At 59.3% G+C, this 23996-nt stretch carries 20 protein-coding genes; 12 read left to right on the top strand and 8 right to left on the bottom strand.

Annotation, left to right across the window (positions count from 1 at the left end):
• Positions 1–5: 5 nt before the first annotated feature.
• Genes tolA through HF027_RS03535 form a run of 5 tightly spaced genes read left to right on the top strand, consistent with a single transcriptional unit; the run spans position 6 to position 4659 of the window.
• Positions 6–1172 carry a cell envelope integrity protein TolA gene (tolA, locus tag HF027_RS03555; protein ID WP_168012967.1) on the top strand — a complete coding sequence of 389 codons (1167 nt, stop codon included), beginning with the start codon at positions 6–8 and terminating at the stop codon, positions 1170–1172.
• On the top strand, positions 1172–2455 hold the full coding sequence (tolB, locus tag HF027_RS03550) for a Tol-Pal system beta propeller repeat protein TolB (protein ID WP_168012966.1): 1284 nt from the start codon (positions 1172–1174) through the stop codon (positions 2453–2455). The genes tolA and tolB overlap by 1 nt, the downstream gene beginning before the upstream one ends.
• A gap of 54 nt (positions 2456–2509) precedes the next feature.
• Positions 2510–3055 (top strand): peptidoglycan-associated lipoprotein Pal, encoded by a 546-nt coding sequence (pal, locus tag HF027_RS03545; RefSeq protein ID WP_168012965.1) that lies wholly within the window; start codon positions 2510–2512, stop codon positions 3053–3055.
• A 36-nt stretch (positions 3056–3091) separates the two neighbouring features.
• Entirely contained in the window at positions 3092–3871 is a 780-nt protein-coding gene (gene ybgF / locus HF027_RS03540) for a tol-pal system protein YbgF (RefSeq protein WP_168012964.1), read from the top strand.
• Positions 3872–3897: 26 nt separating this feature from the next.
• On the top strand, positions 3898–4659 hold the full coding sequence (locus tag HF027_RS03535; protein WP_168012962.1) for a YciK family oxidoreductase: 762 nt from the start codon (positions 3898–3900) through the stop codon (positions 4657–4659).
• A gap of 126 nt (positions 4660–4785) precedes the next feature.
• On the opposite strand, the gene HF027_RS03530 is transcribed toward HF027_RS03535, so the two are convergent.
• The 3 genes from HF027_RS03530 to HF027_RS03520 all read right to left on the bottom strand — a co-directional run bounded on the left by HF027_RS03530 (position 4786) and on the right by HF027_RS03520 (position 7685).
• Positions 4786–5454, bottom strand: a complete 669-nt coding sequence (locus HF027_RS03530; RefSeq protein ID WP_168012960.1) for an HAD-IA family hydrolase — start codon at positions 5452–5454, stop codon at positions 4786–4788.
• Entirely contained in the window at positions 5451–6251 is an 801-nt protein-coding gene (ubiG, locus tag HF027_RS03525; protein ID WP_168012958.1) for a bifunctional 2-polyprenyl-6-hydroxyphenol methylase/3-demethylubiquinol 3-O-methyltransferase UbiG, read from the bottom strand. The genes HF027_RS03530 and ubiG overlap by 4 nt, the downstream gene beginning before the upstream one ends.
• 102 nt (positions 6252–6353) lie before the next feature.
• Positions 6354–7685: a TRZ/ATZ family hydrolase gene (locus HF027_RS03520; protein WP_168012956.1), complete on the bottom strand. Its 1332-nt coding sequence runs from the start codon at positions 7683–7685 to the stop codon at positions 6354–6356.
• Positions 7686–7756: 71 nt separating this feature from the next.
• Between HF027_RS03520 and mtnA the strand changes: the two genes are divergently transcribed.
• The 3 genes from mtnA to HF027_RS03505 are packed head-to-tail and all read left to right on the top strand — an operon-like array spanning position 7757 to position 11068.
• Positions 7757–8827, top strand: a complete 1071-nt coding sequence (mtnA, locus tag HF027_RS03515) for an S-methyl-5-thioribose-1-phosphate isomerase (protein WP_168012954.1) — start codon at positions 7757–7759, stop codon at positions 8825–8827.
• 48 nt (positions 8828–8875) lie between these two features.
• Complete coding sequence (gene galU, locus HF027_RS03510; protein WP_168012952.1) at positions 8876–9766, top strand: UTP--glucose-1-phosphate uridylyltransferase GalU; 891 nt, start codon at positions 8876–8878, stop codon at positions 9764–9766.
• A 3-nt stretch (positions 9767–9769) separates the two neighbouring features.
• On the top strand, positions 9770–11068 hold the full coding sequence (locus tag HF027_RS03505) for a nucleotide sugar dehydrogenase (protein WP_168012950.1): 1299 nt from the start codon (positions 9770–9772) through the stop codon (positions 11066–11068).
• A gap of 103 nt (positions 11069–11171) precedes the next feature.
• Here the strand turns inward: HF027_RS03505 and HF027_RS03500 are convergent, their stop codons facing one another.
• Positions 11172–11750: a superoxide dismutase gene (locus tag HF027_RS03500; protein WP_168012948.1), complete on the bottom strand. Its 579-nt coding sequence runs from the start codon at positions 11748–11750 to the stop codon at positions 11172–11174.
• A gap of 313 nt (positions 11751–12063) precedes the next feature.
• On the opposite strand from HF027_RS03500, the gene HF027_RS03495 reads away from it, so the two are divergent.
• The 4 genes from HF027_RS03495 to msrA are packed head-to-tail and all read left to right on the top strand — an operon-like array spanning position 12064 to position 19473.
• Positions 12064–12912: a coiled-coil domain-containing protein gene (locus HF027_RS03495; protein ID WP_168012946.1), complete on the top strand. Its 849-nt coding sequence runs from the start codon at positions 12064–12066 to the stop codon at positions 12910–12912.
• A gap of 1 nt (position 12913) precedes the next feature.
• Positions 12914–14785, top strand: coding sequence for an autotransporter assembly complex protein TamA (gene tamA, locus HF027_RS03490; protein WP_168013186.1), 1872 nt, complete (start codon positions 12914–12916; stop codon positions 14783–14785).
• Between the two features lie 21 nt (positions 14786–14806).
• Positions 14807–18796 (top strand): autotransporter assembly complex protein TamB, encoded by a 3990-nt coding sequence (gene tamB, locus HF027_RS03485; RefSeq protein ID WP_168012944.1) that lies wholly within the window; start codon positions 14807–14809, stop codon positions 18794–18796.
• Between the two features lie 41 nt (positions 18797–18837).
• Entirely contained in the window at positions 18838–19473 is a 636-nt protein-coding gene (gene msrA, locus HF027_RS03480) for a peptide-methionine (S)-S-oxide reductase MsrA (RefSeq protein ID WP_168012942.1), read from the top strand.
• On the opposite strand, the gene HF027_RS03475 is transcribed toward msrA, so the two are convergent.
• The 4 genes from HF027_RS03475 to HF027_RS03460 all read right to left on the bottom strand — a co-directional run bounded on the left by HF027_RS03475 (position 19454) and on the right by HF027_RS03460 (position 23938).
• Positions 19454–20491, bottom strand: coding sequence for a hydrolase (locus HF027_RS03475; RefSeq protein WP_168012940.1), 1038 nt, complete (start codon positions 20489–20491; stop codon positions 19454–19456). The genes msrA and HF027_RS03475 overlap by 20 nt on opposite strands.
• A 71-nt stretch (positions 20492–20562) precedes the next feature.
• Positions 20563–21870 carry a Xaa-Pro dipeptidase gene (gene pepQ, locus HF027_RS03470; protein ID WP_342448707.1) on the bottom strand — a complete coding sequence of 436 codons (1308 nt, stop codon included), beginning with the start codon at positions 21868–21870 and terminating at the stop codon, positions 20563–20565.
• A gap of 34 nt (positions 21871–21904) precedes the next feature.
• Positions 21905–22813 carry a LysR family transcriptional regulator gene (locus tag HF027_RS03465; RefSeq protein ID WP_168012938.1) on the bottom strand — a complete coding sequence of 303 codons (909 nt, stop codon included), beginning with the start codon at positions 22811–22813 and terminating at the stop codon, positions 21905–21907.
• Between the two features lie 129 nt (positions 22814–22942).
• Positions 22943–23938: an ABC transporter ATP-binding protein gene (locus HF027_RS03460; protein ID WP_245184494.1), complete on the bottom strand. Its 996-nt coding sequence runs from the start codon at positions 23936–23938 to the stop codon at positions 22943–22945.
• Positions 23939–23996: the final 58 nt, after the last annotated feature.

Here is a 23996-nt window from a genome sequence, read left to right as displayed (position 1 = left end):
CACGCATGGCCAGACATGACTCCCGCGTGGGTTATGGCCTACCGGTGGTACTGGCGCTTGCCCTGCACGTCGGGGTCATCGTGATCAATGTGCTGGAATTTCCCGGAAGCGAAGAGGCGCCGACCTCCGCGTCTGTCGTACAGGCCACATTGGTCAGCACCGAAACGGCGACGGATCAAGCTCAGCGTGCCGAAGCCGCCAAGGCTCGTGCCGCAAAGCGTCAGGCTGAAGAAGAGGCCGCCGCCGCAGAGCAGCAACGCCAGCAGGAAGCCGAAGAGGCCGCTGCCGCAGAGCAGCAACGCCAGCAGGAAGCCGAAGAGGCTGCTGCCGCAGAGCAACAACGCCAGCAGGAAGCCGAAGAGGCTGCTGCTGAGCAGGCAGCACAGCAAGAGGCCGAGCAGGCACGTCGCGAGGCGGAAGCCGATGCAAAGCGCCGTGCCGAGGAAGCCGCTGCCGCTGAGGCCCGCCGACAGCAGGAAGAGCAGGCACGACAAGAGGCAGAAGCCAAGCGTCAGCAGGAGGCCGAGCGCCAGCGTCAAGCTGAGGCACAACGCCAAGCAGAAGCTGAGGCACAGGCAAAGCGTGAAGAAGAGGCGCGTCAGCAAGCAGAGGCCGAAGCTGAACAGAAACGTCAGGAAGAGGCGCGCCAACAGGCACAAGCTGAAGCCGAACGAAAGCGTCAAGAAGAGGCCCGTCAGCAAGCAGAGGCGGAGGCCGAGCGCAAACGCCAGGAGGAGGCGCGCCAGCAGGCAGAAGCCGAGGCCGAGCGCAAACGGCGTGAAGAGGCCGCTAAACGTGCTGCCGAAGCGGCAAGCAGCAGTCTGGACAGCGCCATTGCCGGCGAGGAACAATCCATTGCCAATGCGCGTCAGGCCGAGCAGGCTAGCAATAGCTTTCAGAACTTGGTGCGCAATGCGGTTGAGCAGGCGTGGATTGTTCCGCCTAATCTGACTTCAGGCGTCGAGGCGCTGGTGCGCCTGACACTGCTGCCGACCGGTGAGCTGGTGAATACACAGCTTGTCCAGAGCAGTGGCGATGCAGCTTTCGATCGGTCGGTGCTTCAAGCGGTGCAACGTGCGGCTCCTTTCCGCGAAATGCGAGATTTGCCCCCAGCGGCCCAGCGCCGCTTTCGAGACTTTAACTTGAGATTCAGACCCGGAGATGTGCGCTGATGAAACGTTATATGAGCTTGTGGTGCGGCATGCTGCTGCTGCTAATGGGTAGCCTTGCCCATGCCGACCTCACCATCGAGATCACTCAGGGAAGTGATAGAGCAACGCCGATTGCGGTGGTGCCCTTTGCTGAGCAGGGGGCCCAACTGCCTACCGATATCGCCAGGGTGATTGCGAATGATCTGGAGCGTAGCGGCCAGTTCAAGCCGTTGGATCGTGGCAACCTGATTGCCTCGCCGAGTGCCAGCAGCGAAGTCAACTATGGCGATTGGCGGAAAGTGGATGCCGATTATCTGGTGGTCGGCAGGGTCAACAGTGATGGCAGCATTCAGTATGAACTGATGGATGTCTACGGCCAGGAGCGCATGCTCGGCAAGGTCATCACCCCAGCTGGACCTGATCAGTCACGGGCGGCCGCGCATCGCATCAGTGATGAAATCTTCGAGGCCATTACCGGTATTCGTGGTGCTTTCTCGACCCAGATCGCCTACGTCACCTCTCAAGGCGTCGGAGAAGATATCCAGTATGGCCTCCAGGTAGCCGATGCTGACGGCCATAACAGCCAGCAGATCTTGTCGTCTGATGAGCCGATCCTGTCTCCAGCATGGTCGCCGGATGGCCAGAAACTTGCCTATGTGTCATTCGAAACCGGGCGACCAGCGATCTATATACAGAATATAGCGACGAGTCAGCGCGTTCGAGCCAGCTCCTCTCGTGGCATCAATGGCGCACCGGCCTGGTCGCCAGACGGGCGCAAGCTGGCGATGACGCTCTCCAAGGATGGTCAGCCGGAGATCTATGTGATGGACATCGGTGCGCGCAGCTTCCAGCGCCTGACGCGCAGCGATGCCATCGATACCGAACCCAGCTGGTCCCCGGATGGTGAGAGTCTGGTCTTCACCTCGGACCGCAGCGGAGGCCCTCAGCTTTATCGTTATGATCTTGCGAGCGGGGAAGCCAAGCGCCTGACGTTTACCGGTAACTACAACTCTCGCGGCCGTTATGCACCGGATGGCGAGAGCCTTTTCATGATTCATCGCGGTAGCCAAGGATTCCAGGTGGCGAAACAGGATTTGGAAACGGGCCGCTTGATCACCTTGACCGACTCACGGGCCGCTGAATCACCCAGTGTTGCCCCCAATGGCACCATGGTGATTTTCGCAACCCAGCAGGGCGGCAGGGGTGTTCTCTCGGCGGTCTCTGCTGACGGCAATGCATCCTTCCGGCTACCCGCTGCACAGGGAGATGTTCGGGAGCCTGCCTGGTCACCGTTTCTGAATTAACCCATTAACCCATTAGCGTCCCGCCAGTCACTGGCATCTTTCAAGGAGTCGAACATGCACGTTACCCCCTATGCCAAGCACCTCGCTGTAGCCCTTTCACTGGTCGTCATGGCTGGCTGTTCCAGTACTGGCGGTACCCAGGATGGTTCCATGGCAGGCAGTAATGGCGCCGGCAGTGCCGGGATGAATGGTGGAGCCTCCACGCAGGGAATGAACGGCGGACAAGTTGGGTCTAATAGCATGGGCAAGCGCGATGGCCAGCAGGACGGCATCCCGCAGGTTCGCACGATCTATTTCGATTATGACCGCGATACCATTCGCAGCGAATTCGAGCCAGTCATGACCGCTCACGCCCAATTCTTGAAGTCTCATCCCAATGCCTCCGTGGTGCTACAGGGACATACTGATGAGCGCGGAACCCGTGAATACAACCTTGCCCTCGGCGAGCGTCGCGCCAATGCGGTCGAGCGCTACCTGACTGTCCAAGGTGTATCGCCGTCGCAGCTCGAGGTGGTGAGCTATGGTGAAGAACGTCCGGCTGTGCGGGGGACTAGCGAAGACAGTTACGCTCAGAATCGTCGCGTGGTCTTTGACTACTGAGGCGTCACCGATCGCCTGTCGCAGATGGAGTGATACATGAAAGATGGTCTGTCGAGATCAACACTGACGACCCTTGGCGCCGGGCTTTGCCTGGCGCTGCCGCCGTTGGTGAGTGCCGCACCGGTAGTCGAGGACCTCTCGCAAGGCTCCGGCAACTTCTATCAACGCGCTGAAGTGCGCGAAGAGTCCAGCGGCAGCTTGGTGCTATTTAACCAGGTGCAGGAGAATCAAGACGAAATCAAACGTCTGCGTGGCCAGATCGAAGAACTGCGCTACCAGCTAGAGCAGCAAAATAAGATGGCGCAGGAGCGCTATCTGCAACTTGAGAAGCGCATTGAGTCGAATAGTGGATCGGCGGGCGGCACAGCCGGCCAAGGCGATAGCCAGCAAGAGGGCAATCAGGCGGGGGCATCGGCCAGCAGCGAGCCCGGGACCAGTAACGACGCACGCTCCGCCTATCAGGCCGCTTTCTCCAAGGTTCAAGCGCGGGAGTTTCCCGCCGCCATCAGTGCGTTTGAAGCCTTTGTCGCTGACTATCCAGATTCCGGGCTGACCGCTAATGGTCACTATTGGTTGGGTGAGCTGTATTCTGCCCAGACGGAGCTCGACAAGGCGTCGGCGGCTTTCGAGCGGGTCATTCAGGATTTTCCACAAAGCAGCAAGATGCCGGATGCCCTCTATAAGCTGGGACTGCTAAGGGCTCGCCAAGGCAAGCCTGATGAAAGCCGCGCACTGCTTGAACGGGTGGGCGAGGAGTTCCCGGATAGCAGTGCGGCAGGGCTTGCCAGCGATTTCCTTAACCGGTCTGCTGAATGAGCCTCTAGGTCATCCAAGGAGCATCAATGAGCTGCAAGATCGATTACCAGGCGCGTCCCGACCTATTAGCCGGGCGTGTGATACTGGTCACTGGCGCCGGCGACGGGATCGGCCGCGCAGCCGCGCTGAGCTATGCCCATCACGGCGCCACGGTGATTCTGCTAGGTCGCACGATCAATAAGCTGGAAGCCGTCTATGATGCCATCGAGGCGGCGGGTGGCCCTCAGCCAGCCATCTTTCCGTTGAACTTCGAAGGCGCCACCTTGAAGGATTACCACGACATGGCCGAAACGCTCGACAAGGAGTTCGGCCGGCTGGATGGAATCCTGCACAACGCGAGCCTGCTGGGGCGGTTGACGCCGTTCGATCAGTACAATCCCGAGCTGTGGGAGCAGGTCATGCAGGTCAACATCAACGGTCCGATCTGGATGACCCAAGCACTGCTGCCGTTGCTCAAGGCATCTGACGATGCCTCGGTGGTTTTCACCTCATCGAGCGTGGGGCGCAAAGGAAGAGCCTTCTGGGGGGCTTATGCGGTTTCCAAGGCGGCAACCGAGAATTTCAGCGAGATGCTGGCCGATGAACTGGAGAATGTCTCCGCTATTCGCGTCAATACTCTGAATCCAGGAGCCACCCGGACACAGATGCGCAAGACGGCCTATCCTGCCGAAGATCCCCAGCGGCTGCGCACCCCGGATGACATTATGCCGACCTACCTGTGGCTGATGGGGCCAGACAGTCATGGGCATAGCGGTGAGCGTTTCGATGCACAACCGCCCAAGGCATGATGCTGTTGTGTTGAGGGTATTCTGACCTTGGCGTGAGGGTCACAACCAACGCCGTCACGGGTCTGGCTTCATGAGTCAGGCCCGTTGTCGTTTTAGACCATCAGAGGATGCCATGGTTAGCGTAGATCAATACCCGAGTGCTTCGGCGAGAGCTGCCGGCGTGTCGAAAACATGGTCTGCGGCCCATGCATGGATGTCCTCTTCCTCATCAAGGTAGCCATAGCCTACCGCCACTGCGGTCATGCCGGCGGCGTGAGCGGCCTCGATATCACGGCGGTGATCACCGATGTACCAGCATTCTTCGGCAGTGACACCGATTCGTCGTGCGGCCTCCCACAATGGCGCCGGGTCGGGCTTCTTTACCGGAAGATCGTCAGCACACAGGAAAGCCCCGGGAGCGAGTCCCAGTATCTCAATCAGGGGGGCGGCATAAAGACGGGGTTTATTGGTGACAATGCCCCATGCCCGGGGTGAGACAGACCAGGCATCAATCAAGGGGGCCAGCCCCTCGAACATTCGGCTCTCAGCGGCGACATCCTGGCCATAGGCATCGAGCAGAAAGCTGCGTGCGGAATCGTGCTTCGCATGGTCTCGTTCAAGCCCCAGCGCCAGGGTGACAAGCGCACTGCCGCCATTGGATACCTGAGCACGAATCGTCTCGTAGGGAAGGGCGGGCAGGCCGTGATGGGCACGCAGGGCATTGGTGGCCCGAGCCAGGTCCGGGGCTGTATCGACCAGCGTGCCGTCGAGATCGAAGAGCAGGGCGCGAGGCCTCGCTGGTTGCTTGGCGCTCATGGTGTTGCTCGCCGTGTCTGGATCATGTAGTTCACCGAAACATCATTGGCATCTAGGCGATAGCGACGCGTCAGCGGGTTGTAGGTCAGCCCGGTCTGCTCACCCAACTGCAGGCCGGCGGCACGTCCCCAGCTGACTAGCTCGGCAGGACGAATGAATTTCTTGTAATCATGGGTGCCGCGAGGTAGCAAGCGCAGCACATATTCGGCACCAAGGATCGCGAAAGCGTAAGCTTTCGGATTGCGGTTGATAGTCGAGAAGAACACCTGACCGCCAGGTTTGACCAGGGTGGCACAGGCACGAACCACCGCAGCAGGGTCAGGGACGTGCTCAAGCATTTCCAGACAGGTGACAATATCGTAGGCACCCGGCTGCTCGGCTGCCATTTCTTCAGCGCTTGCCTGACGGTAATCGACTTCCGCGCCGCTTTCCTCGCGATGTAGGCGTGCCACGGCAAGGGGGGCCTCTCCCATGTCGATGCCGGTCACCTGGGCTCCGCGATGCGCCATGGCTTCGGCGAGAATGCCACCTCCGCAGCCGACATCGATCACGCGCTTGCCTGCGAGACCGGCCCGGGCATCGATGAAGTCCAAGCGCAGTGGATTGATCTCATGCAACGGCTTGAACTCGCTGTCCTTGTCCCACCAGCGGCTAGCCAAGGCCTCGAATTTGGCCACTTCAGCGGCATCGACATTATCCCGATAGTCGTTGCCTTGGCGGGTGTCATCCTGGCCCTGAGAGCGTTGCTGTGAACGCTCCTGAGGGTCGTGATGGGGCGCCTGGGGTTCGCTGCTCATGTGATATGTCTCCCGCTAGATGATCTGAAGTCACGTTCCACAACAACGTGAGCTTGGGTCTTTGACTGTGATTCGCTCAATGTGAGACGTAGCGCTATTGTCTTACCCAGGGCGCATGATCCGCTCGAACTGTCGTGCTTCCGTCAACAACGCCTGGCGGTCTATTCCCACCAGTTCGCCGTCATGGAGGCGCGCGTCGCCCGCCACCCAGGCATGCGTCACTTGGCGACTTTGCAGGGCATAGGCCACCGCAGAGGCTGGGTGGTGAACCGGTACGGTATTCAAGGCCTCCAGATTGACGGCTATCAGATCCGCATCGAAGCCTTCACTGAGCTGACCTCGGCGCTTGGCCATATCAAGAGCGCGGGCGCTTTCACGTGTGGCCATGGCCAGTGCCGCCATGGCCGGCAGGGCAGAGGCATCACCGCTGACCCCCTTGGCGAGCAGCGCTGCGGTCTTCACTTCATCGAACATATCCAGGTCGTTGTTACTGGCGGCGCCGTCGGTGCCGAGTCCGACCGTTATACCTGCCTTCTGCAGCCTTGCCACCGGACAAAAGCCGCTGGCGAGCTTCAGGTTGGATTGCGGGCAGTGAATAACGGCGGTCTCGGTCTCGCGCAGCAACGCCAAGTCTTCATCGTCGACCTGGGTCATATGCACGGCTTGGAAATGTGAGCCGAGCAGACCTGCGTCGTAAAGCCGGCGCAGTGGGCGCTTGCCGTCATTGGCAAGCCCCTGTTTGACCTCGTCAAAGGTCTCATGGACGTGCATCTGAATGGGAAGACCAAGGGAATCGCGAGCCTCGCGGAGGCGAGCCAAGCTTGTATCGCCCACGGTGTAGGGGGCATGGGGCCCAAAGGCAAGCGATATCAGCGGATGATCGCTAAGGTGCGCCTTGAGCACCTCGGTCTGACGCACGCCGCTCTCGAAGTCCTGAGACCAGGGGGTCGGGAAGTCGATCAATGGAGTGCAAAGTTGAGCACGCATGCCGGCTTCTTCGACCACTGGGATCACGGCTTCAGGCGCCAGGTACATATCGGCGAAGGTCGTCGTCCCGGAGGCGAGCATCTCGGCGCAGGCCAATCGCGTACCCGCCGCCACGAATTCAGGGTTCACGTGGGCAGATTCGACTGGCCAGATGTGCTCGTTGAGCCAGGTCATCAGCGGCAAATCATCGGCAAACCCACGCATCAGGCTCATGCCGGCGTGGTTGTGAGCATTGATCAGTCCTGGCAGCAGGGCATGGTGTTTAAGGCGCAGTGTTCTTGCCGGGCGGACATGCTGAGCGGCATCGGCAATCGGCCAGGGCCCCAGCAGGTAACCGCCATCAATGGCGATCGCATGATCCTCGAGGGTTGGCAGGCCATCGCTCATGGGCAGAATCCAACTCGCTTCGATCAAGAGTTCGACATCACGCGGTGCGGTAGATGGCATCGCATCACTCCTTCGGTATGATGGCCCCCATTCTACCCGCTACTGCTCTTGCTTGCCTTCCCGGAGACACCATGACCGCGACCCTTAAGCCGATTCGCTGGTGCGCCGACGATACCCTTGAACTACTCGATCAGCGTTGGCTGCCAAGCCGTCACGAGACGCTGCGGATCACAACCGCCGAAGAGGCAGCTGAAGCCATCACCAGCATGGTGGTGCGGGGGGCGCCTGCGATCGGCATTACCGCCGCCTACGGCGTCGTGCTGGCTGCACACCAGGCATCTGGCGCCGACTGGCCAGCCGTGGTGAATGCCTCGATAGACAGGCTGGCCGCCTCACGCCCCACGGCGATCAATCTATTCTGGGCGCTAGAACGTATGCGAGCGATCGTCTCGGCGCATAGCCAACATGAAGCCCCGCCATTCACGGCATTGCTTGAGGTCGCCAGGACGATTCAGCGTCAGGATCTTGCCGACTGCATGGCCATGGGAGAATACGGTGCCGACATTCTCGCCCGCGAATCTCCCAAGGCGGTCATGACCCATTGCAACACAGGTGCGCTGGCTACCGGCGGCCATGGCACGGCACTAGGCGTCATCCGCAGCGCCTGGGCGCGAGGGCTGATTACTCGCGTGCATGCCAACGAGACGCGCCCCTGGCTACAAGGTGCTCGCCTGACGGCCTGGGAACTCGCGCAGGAGCATATTCCTGTGACACTGGCTGTGGATTCAGCGGCTTCACTATTAATGGCCCGTGGAGACATCGGATGGTTGATCGTCGGCGCCGATCGGATCACCGCCAACGGCGATGTCGCCAACAAGATTGGCACTTTGGCGCTGGCCGTTCAGGCGCGTCATTTCGGCGTCAAGGTCATGGTAGTGGCGCCGACCAGCACCTTCGATGCGAGCCTGGCCAGCGGGACTGACATTCCCATCGAAACTCGTGACGCCAGGGAATTGACCCATCAGGGCGAACGAGCTGTGGCCCCTGATGACATCGATATTTTCAATCCGGTATTCGACGTCACGCCGGCTGAATTAATCGATGTCATTGTTTGTGAACGAGGGGTGATCGAAAGGCCAGACCGTGCAGCGATTGCACAATTGTTGGCAGCCGAGATACCCCGGGCCCCGGCAATGCCATAATTAGCAAATTTGTTAACCGACACTTCATATCCAACAGGAAGGAACACCATGATTCGTAAGGCTGTGTTGCCCGTCGCCGGTTTAGGTACTCGCTGCTTGCCGGCCTCCAAGGCCATACCCAAGGAAATGATCACCATCGTCGATAAACCGGTGATTCAGTATGTGGTAGAAGAAGCCGTGGCCGCCGGCATCAAGGAAATCGTGCTGGTGACTCACTCGAGCAAGGGCGCTATCGAAGACCATTTCGACAAGCACTTTGAACTTGAGACTACCCTTGAGGCCAAGGGGAAGCAGGAACTGCTCGAGGAATTGCGCAATATCATCCCTGATGACGTCAAGATCATCAGCGTGCGCCAGCCCGAGGCGCTCGGCCTCGGCCATGCGGTATCCTGTGCACGGCCGGTGATAGGGGACGACGAGCCCTTTGCCGTGCTGCTACCCGATGTGCTGGTAGATGGCCATGGGCTTGCCCAGAATGATTTGGCCGGGATGATGAAGGCCTACGAAGATAGTGGTCAGTCTCAGATCATGGTGGAAAATGTCCCCGAGGAGATGACCCATAAATATGGCATCGTGGCCCTGAAAGGTGACACACCAGAGGCCGGACATTCCGCTCCGATGGCAAGCGTGGTCGAAAAGCCCGCTGCTGGAGAGGCGCCTTCGACCCTGGCGGTGATAGGTCGCTATCTGCTTCCCGGTTCCATCTTCGCGCTGCTGGAGAAGACGCAGCCCGGTGCCGGCGGCGAGATCCAGCTGACGGATGCCATCGATACCCTGATTGCCCGAGAAGGGGTCCAAGCGTTTCGCATGCAGGGAGAGACCTATGACTGTGGTCATCAGCTTGGATACCTCGAAGCCATCCTGGTCTTCGCTAAGCGCCATCCCAAATTTGGCGAAGGCTTCCAAAACCTGATGCAACGCTATGCCGTTGAGGAGTAAGCCATGCGCGTTGTCGTACAGGGAAGTGAGCTAGCCGCGGCGACCGCTGCGGCAGCATTGGCCAGTGTGGGGCACCGTGTCATCTGGGAGGCACATGCCGATCAGCCTTGGGCCGAGCTCAAGAAAGCCGATTGGTTGACTCGTGAACCGGAGTTGATTGTCCAGTTGGATGTGGCCTGTCGCGATGGCGCTCTCGAGATCACTGACGCCGGTGACGAACCGGTAGGTGGGGTCTCAGAGGTCGATGTACTATGGTTGGCTCTGGCGCCTGATCAGCGCGAATCGGCGCAGGCTGCCGTCGAGGCCTTGGCCGCACGCCAGACGGCACCGCTTGTAGTGGTCAACAACTCGATGTTTCCGGTCGGTGAAACCGAGCGCCTGGAAGCACTGATGGGGCATGCCGGCCAGGTCGCTGTGGCGTTGCCGGACATGCTCGAAGAAGGACGCGCTTGGCAAGTTTTCACTCGCCCGGTGCGTTGGTTGCTGGGGAGTGAAGACAGTCGCGCCACTGACCAGGTACGTGAACTGCTGCGGGCCTTCAACCGCCGAAGCGAGGTCTTCCAGTGCATGCCGCGACGTGCCGCCGAGCTGACGAAGCTGGCCATCAACGGCATGCTGGCTACCCGCATCAGCTACATGAATGATATCGCCGGTCTGGCCGACACCCTTGGGGTCGATGTTGAGTATGTTCGCCAGGGCATGGGAGCCGATCCGCGAATCGGCTATGAGTATCTGTATCCGGGTTGTGGTTTCGGTGGCCCTAACTTTTCGCGCGATCTGATGAGGCTCGCCGACGTGCAGTCTGCCAGCGGTCGCGGCTCTGCACTGCTGGGCCAGGTGATCGACATCAACGAGCACAAGAAAGAGACCCTGTTCCGTAAGCTTTGGGCCTACTTTCGGGGGCAACTGGAGGGGCGCACTGTCGCCATCTGGGGGGCGGCCTTCAAACCGGGCACGGCACGCATCGATCATGCGCCAGTGCTGCCTCTTCTGGACGCCCTGTGGGCTCAAGGTGTCAACGTGCGCCTTCATGATCCCTCGGCACTGCCGGCCTTGCGTAAGGCTGTTGGCGATCACCCGCAGCTCACGTTGTGTGAAAGCGATCCCTATGTCGCTTGTCAGGGGGCCGATGCACTGATGTTGGTCACCGAATGGAAGTGCTACTGGAACCCCGATTGGCGCCTGCTTGGAAAGCTGTTGGCCGAACGGCTCGTCCTTGATGGACGCAATATCTTCGATCCTGATTATGTGGCCGGCCGTGGTCTCGTTTATCGCGGAATTGGACGCCGTGCCGACCCGTGATGGCCGGCAAGTAAGGTTGGTTCCGTTATAAAAAAACCCTCGCCAATGGCGAGGGTTTTTTGTTCAAGGCACATCTCGAAAGATGGCTTGATTCAAGCGCGATTTACGCGAAGTTCTGCGCAACGAAGTCCCAGTTCAGGATCTTCCAGACATTCTCGAGATACTTGGGACGGGCATTGCGATAGTCGATGTAGTAGGCGTGTTCCCAAACATCGATAGTCAGCAGCGGCGTCTGGCCATGTGCAACCGGGGTGTCGGCATCGTCAGTGTTGACGATATCAACACCGCCATCAGCGGTTTTGATCAGCCAGGTCCAGCCTGAACCAAAGTTGCCTACCGCCTTGGCGTTGAAGGCTTCCTTGAATTCTTCGAAGGAACCGAACTTGGCGTTGATGGCATCGGCCAGTGCGCCGGTCGGCTCACCACCGCCGTTCGGAGACAGGCAGTGCCAGTAGAACGTGTGGTTCCAGACCTGAGCAGCTTGATTGAACAGGCCGCCGGAAGCTGACTGGATGATCTCTTCCAGTGACTTGTTGGCATCATCAGTGCCATCTGTCAGCTGGTTGAGCTTGGTCACATAGGCTTGGTGATGCTTGCCATAATGATACTCAAGCGTCTCGGCAGAAATGTGCGGTTCCAGCGCATTTTTTTCGTACGGCAGGGCGGGTAGTTCAAATGCCATGATTTACTCCTCGTCGGTCATTGGGAAGGTGACTCAGATCTAGTACTGGTGCCCTTCCGAACATAATTCAAGGGGCGGGAGTCCAATTCATTCAGGGTGGGCTCCTACCCTCTAATCGAGATGCCAGGATCGTGCCAAAAAGATGATCACAGGAACAAAAAACCTTATGATACCAAGCATCTGCGCTTATGTAGTATCGCCTCATCATAGCACTCTGGGGTATCCTCGCCAATGATTGAGGGGCATGCCTCAATCATGGCGGACACGACCTTTGTTTTTGATACCTGTTTAACCTCCCGGCAAGGAGTCACCTATGGCCGAGCGCCCGGATGAAGAGCGCCTCACCCACATCGTACCGGATGTGAATGCCAGCCTTGGCGGCCAGGCTCGCTATGCGCAGCCAGCACCAAGGCTTTGGCCTTTATGGTGCCTGGTGCTGTTGCTGTCGGGTGCTCTTGGCGGCTTGGGCTATTTAGCCTGGCAGGAGCGCCTGAGCTTGCAGCAGGAGCTCCGCCAGCTGCAGGGGCAGCTATCCAACGTGCATGCGCGTTTCGACGGACTTGATGCGAATCGTGGAGGCAATTTCGAGCAATTTGAAAACGCCCTGGATGTGATGGGGGAAGAGCAGGGCCAGTTGGTACAGCGTCTCAATGAGCAGGAAGCGCAAATCGCCAACTTGCGTGAGGATATGAGCGGCAGCACAGAGATCGGTACGCTCGATACGCGTCTTGATGAACAGGCCGACCGCCAGGAAAATTTCCAGGCCGTGCTCGACGCTACTCGCTCCTCACTGGATGCCCTGGAGCGTAACGGTGATGATGCCAGAGCTGCCCTGTCGGCGCGTTTAGATGTGGTCAAGAGCGACACAGCGGCACTTGAAGAACGCATGAACACGCTTGCCGAAAAACTGACTCAGACGGAGCAGCGTCAGTCTGCTCAGGAAGTGGTCTCAGCCTCTCTGATGAGTGCTACGCGCTCGCTCGAGAAAGACCAGGATGATCTGGCCTCGGATATCGAGGAGTCGGCCACTGAATGGGATCAAGCAGAGTCAACACAGGAAGCCATTCAGCAGCGTCTAGAAGACTATCGCGCACAACTCACTGAACTGCGACAGTCCCAGCTGGCTCTAAGTGCCCAGCTGGAGTCACTGGAGGCACGTTAATATGCGCTTTAGACCTGGATGGCGACTGAGCATTCTCGGCCTTGGTCTGGGAATATCATCTGTTGCTCAGGCATTGGATGTCGACATCGAGGGCCTTGAGGGGCCAGCTGCCGAGAATGTGGTGCTCTATCTTGATGCCATAGATCCCGCCCAATTTCGTGAAGAACGCCTCCGCGCCAAGGTGCGAAGCCAGACATTCGAGGCCATGCGCGTCTATGGCTACTACGAGCCCAGTCTTGATATCCGTTTTACCGGCGAGCCTATCGAAAGCGCCGAGCTTTCCATCTCACCGGGGGAACGGGTCAAGATTACCGTGCTTGATCTGGTCGTCAACGGAGATGCCAAACAGGATGAAGCCTTTGATGAGGTGCTTGCTGAACCTGGGCTGAAGGTCGGAGAACCGCTGGTTCACGCGCCTTATGAAAGCCTACGTAGCCGATTGTCATCCCTTTCACTACAGAGGGGATATTTTGATGCGACATTTCCTGAACGCCGCATGGAAGTACGCCCCTGGGAACAGAGTGCCCGTATTTATCTGACGCTCGATAGCGGCCCTCGCTACCGTTTTGGTGACATCGCCATCAAAGGCAGCCAGATTGATGATGAACGCTTGCGTAAGATGTTGCCGTTCGCCCCGGGTGATCCTTACCTGGCTGGCCAACTGGCTCAATACAATCAGAGCCTATCGCAGAGTGATTGGTTTTCCAGGATCAGCGTGCGGCCTCAACTGACCACTTCCGCCGATTTGGCACTCGCTCCCCCCTCGGGACGATCCCTTTCCCCGTGGTGGCAAGAAGCTGATATAGAAAACCCTATCCCTGCCAGCACGTCGGCAGAAGCGAATCGTATTGATCAACAGGCACTGACCGCCGCCAGTCGGATCTACCCAGATAATCGTCATGAGGTCCCGGTTGAGGTAACCCTGGTGCCGGCTGATCGGCATCGTATTGAAACGGGGATTGGTTATGCCACGGACGTAGGCCCCCGCGCTCGACTGTCCTGGACGCAGCCCTGGTTAAACAGTGCGGGTCACAGTCTTACTAACGAGCTTTTCCTCTCTGGGCCCGAGCAGGAGTTTGCCGGCGAGTATTTAATACCTCTCGAGAACCCGTTACGCGATAGCTATAGCATCACCTATGGGTTGCAACAGATCGACAACGAGGATACCCAGAGCCTGGAGATATCGACAGAAGTGTCGAGGCGCTGGAAGTTTGACAACGGCTGGACACAAGACCTGTTTGTACGCACCACTTACGAGGACTACACCCAAGCCGACGAGGATGACCAGGTGCTGCTGTACTACCCGGGTGTCAGCTGGTCACGTACGCGTAGCCGCAATCCCATTTTCCCGACCTGGGGAGACCGACAGCGGATCTCGTTTGCTTACTCCGACACGGCCTGGGGTTCGGGCGCGACTTTCTTCAGAACCACTCTCGATAGCCAGTGGATCCGCATGCTCGGCGATAACAATCGCTTCATCGGTCGCGTCGGCCTTGGGGCCATTGAAACCGATGACTTCGACAAGATTCCGCCTTCTCTGCGTTTCTTCACGGGTGGCGATAGCAGCGTGCGGGGTTATAGCTATGAAAGCCTCTCACCTGAAAATGCTGACGGTGAATTAACGGGTGGGCAACAGCGCTTTACCGCCAGCATCGAAGCCCAGCGCCGCGTCACTGGTGACTGGTGGGGCGCAGCCTTTGTCGATAGCGGCAATGCCTTCCAAGACTGGGCGGGTGCCGATCTAAAGACGGGGGCAGGGCTCGGCGTGCGTTGGATTTCCCCTGTGGGCCCGATTCGCTTCGATGTAGCGCATCCTGTGGACGACCCGGACAACGCCTATCGCATTCACTTCTCCATTGGCCCGGAGCTCTAACCCGCAAGGAACGACACCGGCATGACGAAACTCAAGGCATGGAGTCGGGCGCTACTCCGCTTAATACTATGGTTACCCATTTGGCTAATCGGCCTGGTGCTGTTTGTGGCGGGGTTAGCCTTATCCCCCTGGGGCACCGGGCTGCTGCTCGAAAAGGGACAGTCTAGAGGCTTTTTTACCTACCGCGACGTCTCTGGAGCGCCCCTCGACGACCTGGTGATCGAAGGGTTCTCTCTTGAGGCTGGGCCAGCCAGCATTGACATTGAACGTCTTGAGCTTGCTTGGTCCGACGACTGCTTGCTGGACAGCAAGTTATGTCTAGATCGCCTGGGTGTCGAAGGGGCTCGTATACATCTCTCCGCTAGTGAACCTGGTGTGCAAGATGAAGCCCCTGCGGAGGCTGGGTCTCCCCCCAATATCATGGTGCCGTTCCCGATCGAACTTCGGGAGATCTTCCTCGATGACGTCGATGTGCGTCTTGCTGATGGTACCAGGCTGACGTGGTCGAATTTCCAGACCGGGGCGTCGCTTGAAGCCGGCACCTTGACACTGTCGCCGACTACGCTCTCCGGTTTGCGTGTCGCCCTTCCGGGGTCAGAGGGACAGACGCTGGCCCTTGAGGAAACAACTGGGGCATCATCGTCGCTGACCGCTGAGGCTATCGATAGTGCAGGAAGCGTGGCTCGCCAAGTGCCGCCTGCTGTCAGCAATGAGGACGTTGCCTCCACTGAACCGGCCGTTCCGCTGGACCAGCGCGAACGAATCGCTCTGCCAGCCATCACACTGCCGCTGGCAATCGAAGTCCCAAGTCTGATCGTCGAGGATGCGGCGCTAACCGGGCCCAGTGCTTATCGAATCGATCGCCTGGCCCTGAGCCTTTCTGGGCAGGGCAGTGACATAGAGATATCACCTCTTACCCTTGCCATGCCTGAGACCGATGCGCGTCTGGAGGCCAAAGTATCGCTTCGCGATAACTATCCGTTGGACGCCTCTCTCAACGCCCAGATCAAGCAATTGGCTGCCTTGCCTGAGCTGTCTGGCGAGCAGCTCGACTTGAACCTTACGGGCAGTCTGGCTGATCTGGACGTATCGCTGAGGGCGGCTGGCCCGGCGAATGCGCAACTCGATGCCAGTCTTGATGCGCTGGCACCGACGCTGCCTTTTTCGCTGAAGCTTGATTCCGATGCGCTTCAATGGCCTCTGCCCGGTGCGACGCCAGCAGATACGAGCGAGAAGGTGGAGCCTTACCGTTTGACGAATCTCAGGGCGCGCCTGGAAGGGAGTCTGCTTGACTATCGCCTCGCGCTTTCGGCCGAGGCTTCTGGCCCGCAGGTGGCGCCAACCCGCTTGGCGGTAACAGGCTCTGGCGATGCTGAGCACTTCTCCTGGCTCCCCCTCTCGCTCAAGAGCGGGGATGGCGCATTGATCAGTCGTGGTGACGTCAATTGGGCCGATGGCCTGACACTCGATGCGACCGTCAATCTGGACGGTCTGGATCCTGGTGCCTATACCAATGCCGTGGCAGGCCGTCTGGACGGCGATGCCACCATTCGCTTTGTGCAGGCAAACCAAGGCTGGCGGCTCGGCGTGCCAGAGCTTGCCATCGACGGCAAACTCAACGACTTACCGCTCTCTCTATCGGCAAGCCTTAGCGGCAACAGCGACATGCGCTGGAACATTGATCGGCTTGATCTACGTCAAGGGGATAACCGTCTCACCGCCGAAGGCCAGGTCGGTGAACAGATGGACTTGTCAGGTTCGCTGCAGGCATCAGGGCTTTCTGCGCTATCTCCTGACCTAGGGGGTACGCTTGCGGGCGACTTTCAACTCAGCGGAAGTCTGGACACTCCCGCCCTGGCGCTGGACCTGAGTGGCGATAGGCTTATCTTTGCTGATAATCGCATCGGTAGTCTGACACTTCGAGCGCGTACTCAGGGGATTGATGACCCTGATCTGGATGTCCAGCTGGACGTCGAGCGTTTGCTGGCCGGCGGACAGCGGCTGTCGCGCTTCGAGATGGACCTCACGGGTCAACTCTCCGCACACCGCCTGACGCTCGAGGCGACGGCCGGGCAGGGTATGCCACTATCTCGTGCTGGCCTGACGCTTGAAGGCGGGCTTAACGCTGATCGTGATCGCTATCAGGGACAGCTGATGCCGCTGGAGGTCGATGCGGACCTCGGCACGTTGCGTCTGGATGACGCACTGGCATTCGATGTCGATATCCCCAAGACGAGCGCTAGCCTGTCGCCTTTTTGCCTACGTCGCGAGGAAGGCGGTCAACTGTGCAGCACCGAACCCATTGATGCCTCTGCTCAGCAAGGACGCGCCACCTTGAGGCTCACGGAGCTGCCCATGGCGATGCTCGAGCCGAGTCTGCCGATGGGGTGGGAAGTCAGCGGTGACAGTAACGCAAGCGTGGTCGTCGCCTGGCAAGAGCAGGGCAGTGATTGGACATTGGATGCCAACCTCGATAGCCGACTGGATATCGATGCCCTTGATGCCGGCGGACAGCCCGTCACGCTTCCGACCACCCAACTGACGCTGAGCGCCGATGCCACACCTGAGGCAGCGAATATCGAGCTCGACCTTGGCCTGAATCAAGCCGGGTCGGCCAATCTATCGCTGCGGATTGATGACCCTCAGGGCGAAGGAGCCCTTGATGGGCGGTTGCGGCTCCAAAGTCTGCAGCTTGCCCCTTTTCAACCACTGGTTGGCGATGTTGAAACCCTTGAAGGTAGCCTGAACGGCGATGTCGCAGTGGGTGGCGACATTGCTTTCCCCACCCTGACCGGTGATCTCTCGCTGGATTCGCTCCAAGCGTCGGGTAGCGGTCTTCCTGTGGCCGTGCGTGACGGTCGTCTGGGTGTTCGGCTACGTGGTGACAGTGGTCAGATTGAGGGGGTGATCCACAGCGATCGGGGCCGCCTGGATCTGAGTGGCGATGCTCGCTGGCCAAGTGCCGAGGAGTGGGCATTGGCTCTTTCCATTGATGGTCAGGAAGAGCCCTTGCAACTCGAGATTCCTGATATCGGGCGACTGCGTATCGCACCGGATATCGCCATCAATGTCAGCCCCGAGCTACTTAGCGTACGTGGCCAGGTCAGAGTGCCTTGGGCACGTTTGGAAATCGGTCAGATCCCGCCTTCCGCGACTAGCCCCAGTGATGATGAGGTGATCATTACCCGTCGTGATGATCGACGTGCCCGTCGCGAGGCCGCCATAGCCAAAGAGGCCGGCACAGGAGAAAACACCGCAGAGGCATTGGCCGAAGCCGGGATGGCCACCAGCATCAGAGTCGAGCTGTTGCTGGGCCCTGACATGCAGCTTGAGGCTTATGGCCTGGAAACCGGCCTGGAAGGCCGGTTGCAGGTCCGCCAAAGTAGTGGCCCTGTGCAGTTGTTTGGTGAAGTCAGCCTGGTGGGCGGGCGCTTTCGCGCTTATGGCCAGGATCTGAGGATTCGTCAGGGGCAACTCTTGTTCAGTGGTCCCGCTGGTCAGCCACTCTTGCAGTTCGAGGCGATTCGCAGCGAAGAGAAGACTCAAGACGGCGTGATTGCCGGTTTGCGGGTCACCGGTTCGGCAGAATCGCCAAGCCTGTCGGTCTTCTCTGAGCCGGCCATGGAAGAAGGGCGAGCCTTGTCCTACCTGCTGCGTGGCCGAGCCCCGACGGATACAGAGTCGGACAGTGGCGCGTTGACGTCGGCCCTGATCGGCCTGTCATTGTCCAAAACCGGCGGAGCCATCGGCCAAATTGGAGAGACCTTCGGCATCGGTGACCTGTCAGTCGAAACGGCAGGCAGCGGCAGTGAATCGGAAGTGGTGGTCAGCGGGCAACTCAGCGAGGATTTGCGTGTCAGTTATGGCGTCGGGGTATTCGAGCCAATCGCCGAACTGACGCTGCGCTATACCCTTTGGCGCAACCTCTATATTGAGGCCGTGTCTGGTGCCGCCCAGGCCGTCGACTTGGTGTATAGCTTCAGTCTGGGCAAGGCAGAACCAAGACCTTGAAAACCGTCTCATTACTCACTCGCAAGACCAAGGAGCTCACCATGCGCCATGCCGACAAGCAACAACCTGTCAGCCCCGCACGTGCCTTGCCAGGACGCGACACACCAATTGCCATCAGCGGGCGTCATAAGGTAAATGGCGCTTCGATGTGTCCACCGTTTCCCGAGGGAAGTGAGGATATCGTCTTGGGTCTGGGCTGTTTCTGGGGTGCTGAGCAACTCTTCTGGCAACTTCCCGGCGTTGTGGTCACGGCCGTTGGCTATGCCGGCGGTTACACGCCCAATCCCACCTACGAAGAGACCTGTTCCGGTTGGACCGGCCATGCCGAGGTGGTGCGGGTGATCTATGACCCAACTACACTCTCGCTTGAGCGCCTACTGCGCATCTTCTGGGAGGCCCATGACCCGACTCAGGGCATGCGGCAGGGCAATGATATCGGCACTCAATATCGTTCCGCGATCTACGTCACGACGGACGTTCAGCGTCAAGTAGCCGAACAGAGCCGCGAGAGGTACCAGCAAGCGCTGAAGGCAGCCGGTGGTGGGGAGATTACCACCGAGATCGCTCCGCTGGAGACGTTTTACTACGCCGAGGAGTATCACCAGCAGTATCTGGCCAAGAATCCCAACGGGTATTGCGGTCTGAAGGGAACAGGCGTCAGTTGTCCGATCGGCTAGCCAGAGAGGTTCGCCAGTGCGTCTGGGGCCCTGACGATGCCCAATCGTCAAGCTGACTCGCGACACGACGATGCAGCCAAGAGCGTAGGCAGCCGTGGCGGGCCTCGATGAATCCGACGTGTCCGCCATGCCTTGCAATTTCGACCCTTACCGCATCCGACGGGGAGGGCAGACGTTCGAAGAGGTCGCTGGGCATAAAGGGGTCGTCAGCGGCATGCAGCATCAAGGTGGGCAACTCGATATTGCCAAGCAGAGGTCCGGCTGATGCGCGGGCATAATAGTCGCTTGCTGAGTGGAAGCCATGCAGTGGTGCCGTGACTTCATTATCGTAAGCCCAGAAAGAGTCGAGCTCCCAGAGCTGATGTGGGTTCAGGGCTATCGGCAAGGGGCCAAGTTGCATCTTGGCTAACACCTTCTTTTTCAGACCTTTCAGCAGGTGGCGCTGATAGACCTTGGCAAAGCCGCGATTCAGGGCATCGGCACTGGCTGCCAAGTCTAGTGGAGCACTGATGACAATGGCGCCCGCCAGATCCAGGCCATCACCTCCCTGTTCTGCGACCAGCTTGGCGAGCATATTACCGCCAAGCGAAACACCAGCAGCTACCTTGAGAGCCTTCGGATAGCGTCTCGCCAGTTGGCCGATCACCCAGTAGGCATCCGCGGTATCGCCGCTATGATAGGCTCTGGGCAGACGGTTGGGGGCTTGACCACAGCCACGAAAATGCATCAATACGCTGCGCCAGCCCAGGCGCGTTGCGGTGTGCATCAAGCCCTTGGCGTAAGGGGATTCGATCGAGCCTTCAAGTCCATGAAAGAGGATGAACAGTGGTGCATCATCACGTTCAGGGACAGGCGGTCCCCATGCCAATTCAACGAAGTCACCATCAGGCAGGTTGACGATCTCCGTCTCGCAGACCATGCGCGGTGCAGGCAACATCCGCGGCAGCAAGGTCTGCAGGTGGCGGTTGCCAAGCCCTCTGGCAGGGCGAAAGTCGGCGGGAACAATAGGGCGTGACATGCCTGCCTCGCGTTGGGGGGGATACCCTCAAGCTTATCGCGCTTGAGGGCGGGTGCAAGGTTACACGCTTCTCAGATGACCGGGGTCAGGTTCTCTGATCCATCGTTGGTCACCAGGACATTGTCCTCGATACGTACCCCACCATGAGGTGCCAGCGCCTCCACCGCATCCCAATTGATGTCACCGCCGGCGGCCTTTTCACGCAGCGGATCCAGCAGCATCGGAATCACATAGCAGCCCGGCTCCATCGTCAACACCATGCCCGCTTCCAATGTGCGCGTCAGGCGCAGCGCCGGATGTTCTGCAGGCGCCGCTAACTCGGTGCCGTCCGCCGCACGCCTGCCTGCCACATCATGAACCTGAAGACCCAGCAAGTGCCCGAGGCCATGTGGGCAGAATGCCCGAGTAATGCCTTGCTCAACAGCGCTCGTGGCATCACAGCGAGTAATACCCAACTCACCGAGCAGCGCTCCCAGTTCTTGATGCATGCGAGCATGTAGCGCCGGATAGCTGATACCTGGGGCTATCGCCTTGGTCAGGTTGCGCTGAATCGTCGTCACGCCCTCGATCAAGCCGGCAAAGGCATCGCTTGCATCACCTCCCGCCCAGGTCCGAGTAATATCGGCTGAGTAGCCGCGAAAGCGGTTCCCGGCATCAACCAGCAGGCTGTGATGGCTGCGAGCAGGTGTCAGGTCGTAGTGCTGATAGTGCAATACGGCCGCATGCCGATTGACACCGACGATGTTCTGATAGGGCAGATCTGATTCCCGCTGACGACTAGCGCCTAGATAGGCAAGCTGAATATCTAGCTCAGCACCGCCATCGAAAAAGGCTTCACGGGCGGCGCGGTGACCAAGCCCGGCACGACGATTCGCCTCATGCAAGCAGGCGATCTCGTAGTCACTCTTGCGCACGCGTCCCTCGTCCAGCGCCTGCGTTAGTGTCTGAGGGTTGAGCTCGGCGCCTAACGCCTTGGCGGTGTCGACATCGACCTCACCCAGTACCGCAAAGCGTCCCGCCGGCAGTCGAGGCGGCGCTGGTGTAGCTACACGTTCGATGGAAAAGGCTGCGACCCAGGCTTCGTCGGGAAGCTCGGTGCCCAGATGCCAGAAATCCGCGGGGGCATGCAACTGAAGTTTCGGCGCCTTGCCCGGACAAATCAGCAACCAGCTGTGCTCTAGGCCTTGTAGGGGAACCCAGTGCATGAAATGGCCATAAGTCGCGAAGCTGGCATGCTGGTCATCGGCGAAATGACGGTGTGGATGGCCACTATAGATCAGTACGCCATCAAAGCCATGCGCCGCCAGAAGCGTTTCATAGCTGGTCATGAGGGTTTGGAGGTGGGCAAGTTGCTTGCGTTCAAGCGTCTCTTTCATCATGTGGCTATTCCTAAGTCTTCGTATATGAATCGAATCAGGTCCGTGAGGCCTCGAGGGTCGACCAGAAATCCTCGAGGCCGCTTTGATGGGCCTCGCGATGACGATATAGCCGCACTTCCAGAGGAATATCCCATTCAGATGTACCGGCCCGGACCAGCTGACCTGACGCCAAGGCATCGCGTGCCACCCGCTCGGGTAGCCAGCCCAGTCCATGCCCCAGGCACACCAGTTCCCGGACATTGCTGCTTTGGATACTCTCGGTCAGCACATTGAAGTGACAGACCTTCGGCTGACGCACTAGATGATCCTCAATGGCTGCCTGCATCAGCCCCCGGGCATGATAGGCAATCAGCGGCTGGGGGGCGCGGCGTTCACCCGGCAGGCAGAAGCGGGGTTTTCCGAAGTCATCGGGAATAGCGACCGGTACCAGCCGCTCACTGCCGATCACCCGGTGCTCGAATCCCGAGATATCGAGCTCCAGAGGTGTGCGTCCTTTAGGCCAGTAGCAGGCCGCCAGGTCACACTCGCCGCGTTCGAGTGCCTGGAAGTAGTCGGCCGCTAGCCAGCCGGTCGCACGTAGATAAGGCTGCAACGGAGGCTGCCCCATTTCATCCAGCCAGTCGGTGAGGAAATGCGAAAGCAGGCTCTGGGGGGCTGCCAGCAACAGTCGACGCGACTGCGATTCATTTAGCCGCGCAATCCGGTCGCGGGTAATACGCACACGCTCTGTGATCTGTTCGCAGAGTGCCAGAAACTCCTCTCCGGCAGGCGTCAGGGATAGTGGCAGCGTCTGGCGGTTGATCAGCGTCGTTCCCATCTCCTCCTCAAGCAGTTTGATGCGGCGAGAGAAGGTTGGCTGGGTGACGTTCTGCTCATCCGCGGCCCGCGAGAAGTGTCGCGTGCGGGCCAGGGCAATGAAGTCTTCCAGCCAGCGTAATTCCATACCTTTCCTGTGTTATGACGAGCCGTGGCGTACCCATCTGCTCAAGATACTGAGGTTCAAAACACTGAGCGGTGAGCTACGCACACGTACTCGTATGAAGTCGATATACAAACCCTCGCCATGGGCGGCTTATAGGCGACCTTCCTCGACACCATGGCAGGCGACCCGGGCGCCGTCCTCGACGTCGATCAGTCTCGGCACTTCCTTTCGACAGCGCTCGTTGGCATGGGGACAGCGACCGTGGAAGACACACCCAGAGGGCAGGTTCACGGGCGTTGGTACCTCGCCCTGCAGGCGGATATGTTGAGGGCGATCATCTTCCAGTCGCGGGATCGCCGACAGCAAGGCCTGGGTGTAGGGGTGTCGCGGTTTCGCAAATAGCGTGCCGGTGGGCGCAATTTCGCACACCATACCCAGGTACATGACGGCCACCCGGGTGCCGACGTGTTCGACCACGGCAAGATCATGGGTAATGAACAGATAGGTCAGGTTGCGTTGCTGCTGCGCCTCCATCATCAGGTTCAGCACTTGCGCCTGGATGGAGACGTCGAGTGCCGAGATCGGCTCGTCGGCGACGATGAATTCCGGGTCCACGGCCAGTGCCCGAGCAATGGCGATGCGCTGCCGCTGGCCGCCGGAGAATTCATGACCGAAGCGCGGCCCCCAGTCCGGGTCAATGCCCACTGAATCCATGACATCGCGCACCTGATCGCGTACCCGTTCCCTCGACCAGTCGGGGTGGTGCAGGCGAATCGGTTCCTCGAGGGTTTGCTGAATGGTCATGCGCGGGTTGAGCGAGGCATAGGGATTCTGGAAGATCATCTGCATGCGCCGGCGATAGGGCAGCAGTTCCTTCGTCGACATATTGTCGATGCGCTGCCCTGCGTAGCGGATCTCGCCCTGGCTCGGTGTCAAAAGGCCCATCACCGTGCGCGCTACCGTGGACTTGCCGCAGCCGGATTCACCCACCACGCACAGTGCTTCACCACGCCGGATATCGAGATCGATACCATTGATGGCATGCACATATTCCTGTTCGCGGATCAGCTTGCCACCCTTGAACTTGAGCTGCTCGAGGAAATCACCCGAGAGCGAGAAACGCTTGTGGAGATGGCGAATTTCCATCAGCGGCACGTCGGCGTCGCTAGCCCGGCTGGCGACCTCGGAGGCCTTGGGGTCGTGC

The sequence above is a fragment of the Halomonas salinarum genome (assembly GCF_012062845.1).
Taxonomy (GTDB): Bacteria; Pseudomonadota; Gammaproteobacteria; order Pseudomonadales; family Halomonadaceae; genus Onishia; species Onishia salinarum.
Note: the sequence above shows the minus strand (reverse complement) of the source record. Positions and strands in the feature narration are given on the sequence as shown.

Excerpts from the sequence above, each read along its gene's own strand:
- ybgF (WP_168012964.1), top strand. The coding sequence starts at position 3,092 with ATGAAAGATGGTCTGTCGAGATCAACACTGACGACCCTTGGCGCCGGG.
- HF027_RS03500 (WP_168012948.1), bottom strand. The coding sequence starts at position 11,750 with ATGGCATTTGAACTACCCGCCCTGCCGTACGAAAAAAATGCGCTGGAA.
- ubiG (WP_168012958.1), bottom strand. The coding sequence starts at position 6,251 with ATGAGCAGCGAACCCCAGGCGCCCCATCACGACCCTCAGGAGCGTTCA.
- HF027_RS03495 (WP_168012946.1), top strand. The coding sequence starts at position 12,064 with ATGGCCGAGCGCCCGGATGAAGAGCGCCTCACCCACATCGTACCGGAT.
- HF027_RS03460 (WP_245184494.1), bottom strand. The coding sequence starts at position 23,938 with ATGGAAATTCGCCATCTCCACAAGCGTTTCTCGCTCTCGGGTGATTTC.
- pepQ (WP_342448707.1), bottom strand. The coding sequence starts at position 21,870 with ATGATGAAAGAGACGCTTGAACGCAAGCAACTTGCCCACCTCCAAACC.
- galU (WP_168012952.1), top strand. The coding sequence starts at position 8,876 with ATGATTCGTAAGGCTGTGTTGCCCGTCGCCGGTTTAGGTACTCGCTGC.
- msrA (WP_168012942.1), top strand. The coding sequence starts at position 18,838 with ATGCGCCATGCCGACAAGCAACAACCTGTCAGCCCCGCACGTGCCTTG.
- tamA (WP_168013186.1), top strand. The coding sequence starts at position 12,914 with ATGCGCTTTAGACCTGGATGGCGACTGAGCATTCTCGGCCTTGGTCTG.
- tolA (WP_168012967.1), top strand. The coding sequence starts at position 6 with ATGGCCAGACATGACTCCCGCGTGGGTTATGGCCTACCGGTGGTACTG.
- pal (WP_168012965.1), top strand. The coding sequence starts at position 2,510 with ATGCACGTTACCCCCTATGCCAAGCACCTCGCTGTAGCCCTTTCACTG.
- HF027_RS03535 (WP_168012962.1), top strand. The coding sequence starts at position 3,898 with ATGAGCTGCAAGATCGATTACCAGGCGCGTCCCGACCTATTAGCCGGG.
- HF027_RS03505 (WP_168012950.1), top strand. The coding sequence starts at position 9,770 with ATGCGCGTTGTCGTACAGGGAAGTGAGCTAGCCGCGGCGACCGCTGCG.
- HF027_RS03465 (WP_168012938.1), bottom strand. The coding sequence starts at position 22,813 with ATGGAATTACGCTGGCTGGAAGACTTCATTGCCCTGGCCCGCACGCGA.
- mtnA (WP_168012954.1), top strand. The coding sequence starts at position 7,757 with ATGACCGCGACCCTTAAGCCGATTCGCTGGTGCGCCGACGATACCCTT.
- HF027_RS03520 (WP_168012956.1), bottom strand. The coding sequence starts at position 7,685 with ATGCCATCTACCGCACCGCGTGATGTCGAACTCTTGATCGAAGCGAGT.
- tamB (WP_168012944.1), top strand. The coding sequence starts at position 14,807 with ATGACGAAACTCAAGGCATGGAGTCGGGCGCTACTCCGCTTAATACTA.
- tolB (WP_168012966.1), top strand. The coding sequence starts at position 1,172 with ATGAAACGTTATATGAGCTTGTGGTGCGGCATGCTGCTGCTGCTAATG.
- HF027_RS03530 (WP_168012960.1), bottom strand. The coding sequence starts at position 5,454 with ATGAGCGCCAAGCAACCAGCGAGGCCTCGCGCCCTGCTCTTCGATCTC.
- HF027_RS03475 (WP_168012940.1), bottom strand. The coding sequence starts at position 20,491 with ATGTCACGCCCTATTGTTCCCGCCGACTTTCGCCCTGCCAGAGGGCTT.